Raw genomic sequence first — 9,858 nt, 5'->3', positions numbered from 1 at the left:
CCTCGGATCCGACCGGCCGTTCCAGTTTCCGCAGGTCCGGCTCACGCGGGCCGGACAGTGGGATGCCCCTCCAGTCTCGCCTGCGACTCCTACCGCCTCCACGCCATCCAGATCCTCGACGTGGCCTTGTGCGCGAGGGGCGGTCGGCAGGTGGCGCCATCGGTTTGGCGATGTGATGGTCGACGTTCGCCCCCGCCTCGGGGAGCGGTGTTCCGTTCGGTCGCCGCTTCCGGCCCGCGATATGCCCGTAATGGGGCGCCCGCCCGTGTGGTGGGCGGGCGTTGTGCGTTGAGCGGATCCCTGTCATCTGCTTCTGTCGCCCCGACTCTCGTCTCCGGGATGCCTTGCCGTGAAGATGTTCCGCTTGGCCTGCTGCCGCTCGCCGTCCTGGCAGCGGTCCTTCCGGCAGTGTCGGCCACCGCTCGGACGAGTGCGCCCGCGTCGGGCGCACTGGCCCTGCGGGACGGTGAGATCGCCTACTGCCTCACCGACCGTGCCGCGAACGCGCTGGAGCGGGAGGGGATCGTCCTGGATGCCGTGGCCCCGGCCACCGTCCGGACCAGGGACGGCCACGCGTGCGTGCAGATGCCGTTGCGGGAGGGCTATGTGCGGCTCGACCTCACGGGTGTCGTCGCGGCCCAGGGCGGCTTCTCCCTTCGACGCACCGGCGACGGCAGGTCCGCGGACTTCGAGGACATCACCGGCACGATCGGCCTCGACGGTGCCGGCGTCGTCAGTGCCGGCGTCGTCAGTGCCCGCCGCCACGGCGCGGACACCCGGGTCCTGACCTTCACCAATGCCGGGATGGCGCTGTTCCTGACCGAACTGCGGGGCCGCGACATGCCCCTGACGCTCACCGAGGCGTGCGCCGACTCGCTGGCCCGGGACTTCGGTACCAGCCCGCTGCCCGCCGGCGAGGACCTCGCCATCGCCTCCGGGACCTTCCGCCTCCTGCCCGCCCTTACCGGCAACCGCGCGAGCGCACCAGGACGTCTCCCCCTCAGGTGTGACGGTCCAAATGGGCTCTCCAGGCAGGCGCTAGCGTGAACCGGACGACGTCCGCGAACAGAGGAAGCACCCCGTGACGCAGCACAGCAGCGAGCCGTTCCGGCTGATCGTGACCGGAGGCGGGACCGGCGGTCACACGTACCCGGCCCTGACCGCGGTCCGGACCCTCCAGACTCGGTTCGCCGGGGCGGGCCGCGCGCTGGAGGTGCTGTGGGTCGGCGTCGACGGTGGCCTGGAGAACCGCGTCGCCGCCAGCGAGGGCATCCCATTTCGCGCGGTCGCCACGGGCAAGGTCCGGCGCTCGTCCAATCCCCTCAAGCTCGTGTCGCCCGCGAACGTGCGCGACATGAGCCGAGTCCCGCTCGGCGTGGCCCAGGCCCGCGCGATCGTCGCCGGCTTCCGGCCGGACGTCGTCCTCGCCACCGGCGGGTACGTGGCGGTGCCGGTCGGTCTGGCGGCGAAGATGTGCCGCAGGCCGCTGGTCGTTCACGAGCAGACTGTGCGACTCGGGCTGGCGAACCGGTCGCTCGCGCGCGCGGCCACCAGGTTCGCGGTCTCCTCAGAGGCCACCCTCGAACTTCTGCCGGAGTCGGTGCGCGGCACCACGGTGGTGACGGGCAACCCCGTCCGGCCCGAGGTGCTGGCCGGCCACGCCCGGAAGGCAGTCGACGCGCTCGGCCTGCACTCCTTCGCCTCCGGACTGCCGACCGTGTACGTGACCGGCGGCGCCCAGGGCTCGCAGCAGATCAACGAACTGGTGCGGGACACCCTTCCGTGGCTCCTCTCGCGGGCGAACGTGATCCATCAGTGCGGGCCCGCGAACCTCGACGCCCTCAGCGCGACGGTGAACGCCCTGCGGCCGGACCTGGCCGCCCGCTACCACCTGACCGGATACGTCGGCCCCGAGCTCCCCGACGTGCTGGCGCTGGCCGACGTCGTCCTGTCTCGCAGCGGCGCCGGAACGATCGCCGAGCTCACCGCGCTGGGCAAGGCCGCCGTGCTTGTGCCGCTCGCGACGTCGGCCGGCAACGAACAGGCCCAGAACGCGATGCACCTGCAGCGGCGACGCGCAGCGGTGGCGCTGACCGGAGAGGTCAACGCCACCATGCTGCAAGACGCGATCGAGCCGCTCCTCACCGACCCCGGGCTGCGGGGACAGATCGCCTACCAGGCTCGGCAGATGGGCCGCCCCGACGCTGCCGAGCGACTGGTCGACGTGCTGCTTTCCGCCGCCTCCGCCTGATCAGCAGGCCTGGGGCGTCGGCCTCCGATGTGCAGGGCTGTTACCAAGGCAAACGGTCAGGGTCATGCGCATCACGGTCCACCTGCCGATGTGAGGGCCTGGTCGAGTGAGTTCACCACGCGGTCGATGTCGGTTTCGGTGAGGTGCTGGTGGAACGGCAGGCTCAGGATCTCCTTGCTGACCTTCTCGGTGACCGGCAGCGCCCGGTGCCAGGGCTTGAAGGCTGCCTGGAGGTGGTTGGGCGGGTAGTGGACGCCCACCGCGATGCCCTGGGTCTTCATCAGCCGGAACACGTCCTCGCGGTGCGGCACCCGGACCACGCACAGGTGCGGCACCGTGCGGGTCACGTCCACGTCCACCAGCTCCACCGCCGGGACGTCGCGCAGCGCGTCACGGTAGGTGACCCACAGCTCCCGCCGGGTCGTCTCCGTCTCGGCGAAGCGGCGCAGCTGCGCGAGGCCGATGGCGGCGTTGATGGATGACATCTGGTAGCGCAGGCCGAAACCCTCCACGCTGTAGCTGGTGATGGCCTGGCGTTCGGCCTGGGACTGCACTACACCGAGCATCCGCACGCCGCGTAGGAAGTCGGCCTCGCCGGGGTTGCGCGGGATGATCATGCCACCCTGACCGCAGGTGAGGTTCTTGATGGGGCCGAACGAGAAGCACGTCAGGGCTCCGGTCGCGCCGACGCGCCGGTGGTTCAGGTGCGAGCCGAAGGCGTGCGCCGCGTCCTCGATGACGGCGATGCCGCGCTCTTGGAGGGTGTCGTGGGCCGCGCCCAGATCCACGGCCCGGCCGCCGTACAGCACCGGCAGCACTGCTTGAGTGCGGTCGGTCACGGCGGCCATGACCGTGGCGGCCTCCACGCACAGGGTGTCGGGGTTGACCTCGACGAAGCGGGGGACCGCGTCCACGGCGCGGATGGCCTGGATGGTGGCGCAGAACGTCATGGACGGAACGATCACCTCGTCGCCCGCGCCGACGCCGGCGGCCAGCAGGGCGCAGTGCAGGGCGGCCGTGCCGGAGGCGGTGGCGACGGCGTCCGGGGCACCGAGGAAGCGGGCGACCTCCTGCTCGAACTGTTCGGTGACGGCGGTGTGCCCGTACTGGCCGGCAGCCAGGACGCGCCCCACGGCCTCCAGTTCCGTCCCGTACAGGTACGGGCTGGCGTTGTGTGCGGCGTCGGGCCGCGGCGGGGTGGTCACGATGCCTCCCGGGTCGGTCGGATGATCGGTCGGAGCAGTGAGGTGGCCTTGTCCAGGGCCTCGGACACATCTGCGGGCGACGGTCCGGCGGCGGTGATCATGCCGATCTTGTGGCCGGACTGGTCGTGCGGGTGCACAGGGTCTCCGGGCTTGGCGTACAGCTCGATGCCTGTGACACCGGGGACATTGCGGGCTTCGTCGACCCCCTCCCAGGTGGCGAGTTCGCCTTCCACGTCGAGGGGGGAGCCGAGCAGTTCCACCCCGGCGTGCGCATTGCGTGTCGGCCTCAGATAGGCGTCGAACGGTTCACCGAGCGCGAGTGCGATGAGCGCGCCCACGACGTTGACGCCGTAGGCGGCCTCGTGCAGGCGCGGGATGCTGTCCCCGCTCAGGCGCGGGTTGGCTTCGACGATGCGGCCCTGGCCGTCCTCGCCAAGGACGAGGTCGAAGTTCGCGGGCCCGTCGACGATGCCAAGCGCGGCGCACAGCCGGACGGCGATGTCCTCAAGGTGGCGGTGCTCCTGCTGGGAGAGTCGCGCCGTGCCGATGCGCCGGACGACGCTCCTGCCGGCCACAAGGTGCTGGTCCTTGATGCAGGTCATGACCGGTGTGCCGTCGCGGAGGAAGAGGTCGATGGTCAGCTGGCGGCCGTGGACGTACTCCTCGACGAGGACGGTGCCGGAGGCGGAGTAGGCGCGCGCACGGGCGATGGCGGCGGGGAGGCTGTCCGGGTGAGTGACGCGGGTGACACCCTTGCTGCCCGATCCGTCCACCGGCTTGACCATGAGCGGGAAACGCAACTCTGCCGCCTTCGCGGCGACCTCGCCCGGGTCGTCTGACGCGGCCCATCCGTACCCGGCGACACCGCAGGACGCGACGACCCTGTGAAAGGCGGCCTTGTCGAGACCCGCCAAGGCCGCCTCCGGGTACACGTAGGTCATGCCGTAGCGCAGGCCCAGGACACGCCAGGTGAGCAGCGCGGCGTCGCTCGCACCGACCACGATCCCGACGGGCCGAGTGTCGCCCAGTGCTTCGGCGATGGCATCCGTGTCCCGGGTGGAGACCATCATGGCCGCATCGGCGAAGGGGAACGCGGGGGCGTCCGACCGCATATCGACAGCGATGGTCGGGATTCCTCGGCGTCCCGCCTCCTGGTAGAGAGGGATGTGCTCCTCCGACGCGCCGAGCACGAGCAGCGCGTTCTGTGGCAACTGGTCACCGGGCACGGTCACGCTCCGGGCCCGGGGCCGTGATGTGGACGGTGAGTACCGGGGGTTGCGGGTTGCGGGCCTGCGGGGCCCAGCGGTCCGGGTGGTGCTGGTACCAGGCGACGGTCTCGGCGAGACCGTCATCGAGAGAGCGGCACGGCCGGTAGCCGAGCTTCTCGGCCTTGGAGCAGTCCATCGAGTACCGCAGGTCGTTCGCGGTCCGATCCGGGACGTAGACCACGCGGCTCCAGTCCGCGTCGCAGGCGCGCAGCAGTAGCGCCGTTAGCTCTCGGTTCGTCAGATCAGTCCCGAGGCCCAGGTTGTAGGCCTCGCCGGGCATGCCGTCGCGCAGCACGAGCTCGACGCCGGCGCAGTTGTCCTCGACGTGCAGCCAGTTCCGCACGTGCTGTCCCTGCCCGTGAACGGTGACCTTGTCGCCCCGCATCAGGGCGGAGATGAACCGGGGGATGACCTTCTCCGGGTGCTGGCCGGGCCCGTAGTTGTTCGAGGAGCGGGTGACGCACACCGGCAGCCCGAACGTAACCGCGTACGACAGGGCGACCAGGTCCGACGCGGCCTTGCTCGCGGCGTAGGGGACCGTCGGGCGCAGCGGCGCGTCCTCGGTCGCGGCACCGTCCTGGAGCGGCCCGTAGACCTCGTCGGTGGACACGTGGACGAACTTGGACACCTCGGCCTTGGCCGCGGCCTCCAGGAGCCGCTGGGTGCCCAGCACGTTCGTCGCCGCGAACGCCCCGGCGTCGGCGAAACTGTTGTCGACGTGGGACTCGGCGGCGAAGTGAACGACCGCGGTGTGTCGGGCCATCAGGCCGGTCACGAGCGTGGTGTCGAGGATGTTGCCGTGGACGAACGTGAGCTTCGGCGAGTCGAGCGCCGCGCCCAGGTTGTCCAGGTTGCCCGCGTACGTGAGGGCGTCGAGGACGGTGATCCGCTCGACATCGTCGGCGGCAAGCATCCGCTTGACGAAGTGGGATCCGATGAAACCGGCGCCGCCGGTGACGAGCAGCTGGCGCATGCGCGCCTCCATTCCGGGGGACGGCCGCCCTGCCCTGTCGCGAGGAGCGGTCCGACCGGCTTCCAGAACACTCCTGGAAGGGTGGTGCCCGGCAGGCACACAGAGGGGGCCCACAAATCACAGAAGCGGTAACGGTGTTGCTGCCTGCGGCTCTACCCTCGAAGCCCGGCCACCGGCAGGCAGGAGACCCCTCATGGCGCCGGCATCACGCAGGACCCGCGAACCGAACCACCGCCTCGGCGCGCTCCTGGCCGCGAGCGGCCGCAGCCGCAAGGGCCTCGCGCAGCGGGTGAACGAGCTCTCCGCGCAGCGCGGTCAGCCGCGCGCATACACCCATACGAGTGTCGGCAACTGGGTGGACAAGGGCATGATCCCCGATGCCCCGGCGCCCGAGCTCATCGCCGTTGCGCTGGGAGAACGCCTCGGACGGCCTGTCACCCTTGGGGAGATAGGCATGGCCGGCCTCCCCGCCGACCCGGCCGCGGTGGGGTTGGATTTCCCCAGAGACCCCGGCGACGCCGTGCGCAACGCCGCGAACTTCTGGAGCACCGTGCACCGACGCGACTTCATCGGCGGCGCGTTCGCCGTCGCTGCCTACACCACCCCGGTCACCCGCTGGCTGGTCCAGCCCTCCGCGCCGCTCCCTGGGCACCGCGGCAGCCTCCAGGTCGGCCGCGCGGACCTGGAGGAGCTGTGGCAGGCCGCGAGCGAGGCCCGCTCCTGGGACTCGAAGTACGGCGGCGGCAGCTGGCGCTCCAGCAGCGTCGCGGACTGCCTCCGGCACCGCGCGAGCCCGTTGCTGGTCGGCACCTACCCGGAGAAGATCGGCGCCGAGCTGTACTGCGTGACCGCCGAGCTCGCCCGGGTCGTCGGCTGGGCCGCGCTGGACATGGGCCAGCACGACGCCGCGCAGCGGCACTTCATCCAGGCCCTCGCGCTCGCCCGCGCGGCCGGCGACACCGAGGTCGGCAGCCACGTGATGTCCACGATGGCGCTGCAGGCCATGCTGCGCGGCTACCCGAGCGAGGCCATCGACATGGTCCAGGGCGGCTACGAGCGCGCGAAGGGGTCGGCGAGCCCGCGGGTGCTGGCGTTCGCGAAGATGGTCGAGGCCCGGGCACACGGCCGGTCACGGGACCCGCGGGCGGCGTCGCGCGCCCTGTCGGAGGCGGAGACGCTCCTCGGCCGCGCACGGCCCGGCAACGATCCGGAGTGGATCAGCTACATGAGCCACACCCGGCTCGCATCGGATGCGGTCGAGGTGTGGCGGGACCTCGGCAACCCCAAGGCGGCGTTCACGTGGAACCGGCACGCCGACGCGATGCCCGAGGGCTCGTTCGCCCGCTCGGTCGGGCTGCGCCTCACGGTGCTCGGGACGGTGCACCTGCAGGGCGGCAGCCTTGAGGAAGGCGTCGCGATGGGGCACCGGGCGGTCGACATCCTCGCGCGGGTGCAGTCGACGCGGGCGCGGGACTACGTGCGGGACTACACGACGGAGTTGCGGCGCTGGCCGAAGGAGCCGACGGTTCGGAGCCTGCTGCAGCGGGCACGCACGGAGCTGGCCATGGCCAGCTGAGCGGCCAGGCATGCCGACCTGAGGTCAGCCGGTCCAGATGGTGTCGCTGGCCGGACTCCACCAGCTGTCGCGGGCGATGGTCCAAGCCGTGTGCCTGATCCCCGACTTCGTCCTTCACGGAAATTTCGACGTCCAGGGATCGGTGTACAAAAAGATCGAGGTTGCCGAATTCAAGCTCACGACGCTGTCCCTGCCTTCCGACCCTCCCGGTTCCCAGGACGAGGAAGCCTGGGAGGAGGCGCCTGTCGTCACCGCTGTGAGCGACTTCGGGGAATTGGTCGGGACGGTCTACGGAACGAATCTGGATGCCGATCTCACCCTCTCCGTGACGCTCAAGACCGGGGAGGTCAAGGAGATCCCCCTCGCGGGCAGCCTCCTCACCGGCATCGAGAAGACCATTCACGACAATCCCCTCGATGCCGAGGCCAGGCTCTGGGCCAACAAGAACGACGCGGGACGGTACGACCTCTACGGCCGATTCACCCTTCTGGTCGCCACCGGGAAAATGACGAGCGAAAGCACCGAAACCGAGGACATCAAGATCACAACGCTGTATTTCTGACAGCCGCCTCGGGGCGTGATCGCAGCCGGGTGAGGGCCGCTCGAGCCGGGTGAGGGCCGCTCGCGTGGTGGTGCGGAGTTCCGTGCCCGCTGCCGGCCGGGCGGCCGGTCCAGGAGAACGGCGGTCTGCGCGTCGGCTTGTGCCGAGTCGGCGGCGGGATTCCGCAGCGGCGTGTGTACGGGGCACGCCGGCGCTGTTGGAGTGCGGGAACGGCTGGACGGCCGCGGAGGCCCGGGGTCGGCGGCCCGGGCCGGACCCGGCCGGTCCTCTTGCGCCCGACTCCTGGGCGTACGCGGCGACCGGGCGCCGGCGGTGCGGACGGAGCCAAATGCGTCCAGGAGGACGAACCGTCCCGGACTGCGAAAAGGCCAGCCGAGCTGGTGCATCCGGCTCACGCCTGTTGCCACCCTGGCGGCTCGTCCTGTTTCGGGACGGCCTGCCCTTGAGGGCACGGGAGGTGATGCCCCAGCATCGACGTGGGAAATGATCTTTGGAGTGGCGGGAACGCCCACATCGCCGAGCGGCTGTCACTACAGGTCAATGGATTCTGTCGGTTGGCCACACAGAGAACGGCCGGTCGGATCCTCGGATCCGACCGGCCGTTCTGCTTACGCCTCGGGTCGGCCGGCCTGGGGCGGTTCAGGCCCAGGAAGCCGCCGTCGGCCGCTGCCGCCGCTCACGGCTCGATCCTCCGGGCGTACACGCCCTCACCGATCGACCGGAAGCCGTGCCGCTCCCACGCGCGCCGAAGCTTCTCCATCGCTTCCTCGTCCGGCCGCCGCACCTCCGGATCGTCGGGCGCGTACGAGCACGGTTCGTCCGGCCCGTGATCGTGAATCGGTGCCGGATAACACACGGCCACCGTGCCGGGGACGGCCAGGCGCCGCAGCGCGGTGACGGTCAGGCGCATCCCGACTCCCTTGCCGCGCCACGGTTCCGAGACACGGACGGACTCCAGCAGGAGCAGCAGCACAGGACTCAGTGCGGACACTGCCGGGGCAAGGCTGCCGTCCTCGCCGAAGACCACCCGGGGGATGCGGTCGAGGAGGCCGGGGTCGTCCTCCAGGGCGGCACGGGGGTTCGGTGTGACGCCCGGGATGACACGGGTGATCTCGGCAGTACCGATCTTCTCGTTGGGAACGTAGAACTTCGCTGTCCACCGCTCCGCACGCCCGGTCCACGTCTCGTCGGCGAACTGCCGCATGGCATAGGAGATGTGGAGCCGATCGGGGTCCATTTTCGCTCCTCTGAAGGATGGGGCCCCGCCGATTGCGGAGAACGGCCGGTCGGATCCGAGGATCCGACCGGCCGTGCTCGTGTCGTCCGCGCCGATGTGGATGCTTCCGCCGGAGGGTGCCCGCGGCGGGCGCGTTCAGCAGACGGCGGGCACCGTGACCGTGGCGGTGGCCGGCGGTCGGCCCGTCCTGGTGGTGGTGAAGGTGGCGGTGATGCCGGTGCCGCACGGGACGGTGCTCGCCACCGGGCCGACCGTGATTCCGCCGGGCGGCACGACGGCGCCGAGGTCCTCGCGCTCCAGGATCGAGCCGCCGGTGGTGCGGAGTTCCAGTACGAACGAGGCGACCTGCGCGGGCCCTCCGGTCGACGACGCCGAGCCGGTGGCGGACGCGAGGCGGTCCTCGATCGTCAGGCAGACCTGGGCCCCGATGCCGTAGCCGCAGGTGGTCGTGCCGGTGGGCCGGGCGGCGGCCTGGCCGGCCCCCGCGATGCCGAGCCCGGACAGCGCGGCACCGGCCGCGAGGACCGCGACGAAACGCTTCATCAGAGTTCTCTCCTTCGGGGACAGGAGGAGCCGCAGCCCTCCTGTGTCATGTCACGCTGCACATGGCACATGCTTCCACGGGCCCGCGCTTCCACCCCTGATCGGCCCGAACTCCCGGCAGGAGTACCGGATTCGGTCCCTCGATGGCGCGAATCCGAAGTCTCGGCCCGCTGGGCCAGGCTGGTCACCGACAGCGGCGGGCGGTGGCGGCTACTGTAATTCCCGTTCCCCAAGGCGGAGTTG

General features: G+C 70.9%; 9 protein-coding genes. 4 read left to right on the top strand and 5 right to left on the bottom strand.

Annotation, left to right across the window (positions count from 1 at the left end; translation table 11 throughout):
- The first annotated feature begins 408 nt into the window (after positions 1 to 408).
- Both VR45_RS12125 and VR45_RS12120 read left to right on the top strand, forming a co-directional pair.
- A complete protein-coding gene (locus tag VR45_RS12125; protein ID WP_045939706.1) occupies positions 409 to 1,047 on the top strand; it encodes a hypothetical protein in 639 nt (212 codons plus the stop codon).
- Between the two features lie 70 nt (positions 1,048 to 1,117).
- The gene (locus tag VR45_RS12120) at positions 1,118 to 2,251 is read left to right on the top strand and encodes a UDP-N-acetylglucosamine--N-acetylmuramyl-(pentapeptide) pyrophosphoryl-undecaprenol N-acetylglucosamine transferase (protein WP_078896443.1); all 1,134 of its coding nucleotides are present in this window, start codon (positions 1,118 to 1,120) and stop codon (positions 2,249 to 2,251) included.
- 71 nt (positions 2,252 to 2,322) lie between these two features.
- Here the strand turns inward: VR45_RS12120 and VR45_RS12115 are convergent, their stop codons facing one another.
- From VR45_RS12115 to VR45_RS12100, 3 genes are read right to left on the bottom strand one after another with little or no spacing between them, the layout of a single operon-like run.
- On the bottom strand, positions 2,323 to 3,456 hold the full coding sequence (locus tag VR45_RS12115) for a DegT/DnrJ/EryC1/StrS family aminotransferase (RefSeq protein ID WP_045939704.1): 1,134 nt from the start codon (positions 3,454 to 3,456) through the stop codon (positions 2,323 to 2,325).
- Complete coding sequence (locus tag VR45_RS43970; RefSeq protein WP_199925934.1) at positions 3,453 to 4,682, bottom strand: ATP-grasp domain-containing protein; 1,230 nt, start codon at positions 4,680 to 4,682, stop codon at positions 3,453 to 3,455. Before VR45_RS43970 ends, VR45_RS12115 begins: the two co-directional genes overlap by 4 nt.
- Positions 4,672 to 5,697 (bottom strand): dTDP-glucose 4,6-dehydratase, encoded by a 1,026-nt coding sequence (locus VR45_RS12100; protein ID WP_045939703.1) that lies wholly within the window; start codon positions 5,695 to 5,697, stop codon positions 4,672 to 4,674. Before VR45_RS12100 ends, VR45_RS43970 begins: the two co-directional genes overlap by 11 nt.
- 193 nt (positions 5,698 to 5,890) lie before the next feature.
- On the opposite strand from VR45_RS12100, the gene VR45_RS12095 reads away from it, so the two are divergent.
- Together VR45_RS12095 and VR45_RS12090 are read left to right on the top strand one after the other, a co-directional pair.
- Complete coding sequence (locus VR45_RS12095; RefSeq protein ID WP_045939702.1) at positions 5,891 to 7,273, top strand: hypothetical protein; 1,383 nt, start codon at positions 5,891 to 5,893, stop codon at positions 7,271 to 7,273.
- Positions 7,274 to 7,310: 37 nt separating this feature from the next.
- On the top strand, positions 7,311 to 7,835 hold the full coding sequence (locus VR45_RS12090) for a hypothetical protein (protein WP_045939701.1): 525 nt from the start codon (positions 7,311 to 7,313) through the stop codon (positions 7,833 to 7,835).
- A gap of 676 nt (positions 7,836 to 8,511) precedes the next feature.
- Here the strand turns inward: VR45_RS12090 and VR45_RS12085 are convergent.
- Entirely contained in the window at positions 8,512 to 9,072 is a 561-nt protein-coding gene (locus tag VR45_RS12085) for a hypothetical protein (protein WP_045939700.1), read from the bottom strand.
- A gap of 135 nt (positions 9,073 to 9,207) precedes the next feature.
- Entirely contained in the window at positions 9,208 to 9,615 is a 408-nt protein-coding gene (locus tag VR45_RS12080; RefSeq protein WP_045939699.1) for a hypothetical protein, read from the bottom strand.
- Between the last annotated feature and the right edge of the window lie 243 nt (positions 9,616 to 9,858).

Source organism: Streptomyces sp. NRRL S-495 (genome assembly GCF_000966955.1).
In the GTDB taxonomy this organism is placed as follows: Bacteria; Actinomycetota; Actinomycetes; order Streptomycetales; family Streptomycetaceae; genus Kitasatospora; species Kitasatospora purpeofusca.
The sequence above is the reverse complement of the archived record's forward strand: the minus strand, read 5'-3'. Positions and strand labels throughout refer to the sequence as shown.

Bases quoted from the DNA above. Each gene is read 5' to 3' on its own strand.
- VR45_RS12100 (WP_045939703.1), bottom strand. From the start codon at position 5,697: ATGCGCCAGCTGCTCGTCACCGGCGGCGCCGGTTTCATCGGATCCCAC.
- VR45_RS12095 (WP_045939702.1), top strand. From the start codon at position 5,891: ATGGCGCCGGCATCACGCAGGACCCGCGAACCGAACCACCGCCTCGGC.
- VR45_RS12090 (WP_045939701.1), top strand. From the start codon at position 7,311: ATGGTGTCGCTGGCCGGACTCCACCAGCTGTCGCGGGCGATGGTCCAA.
- VR45_RS12085 (WP_045939700.1), bottom strand. From the start codon at position 9,072: ATGGACCCCGATCGGCTCCACATCTCCTATGCCATGCGGCAGTTCGCC.
- VR45_RS12080 (WP_045939699.1), bottom strand. From the start codon at position 9,615: ATGAAGCGTTTCGTCGCGGTCCTCGCGGCCGGTGCCGCGCTGTCCGGG.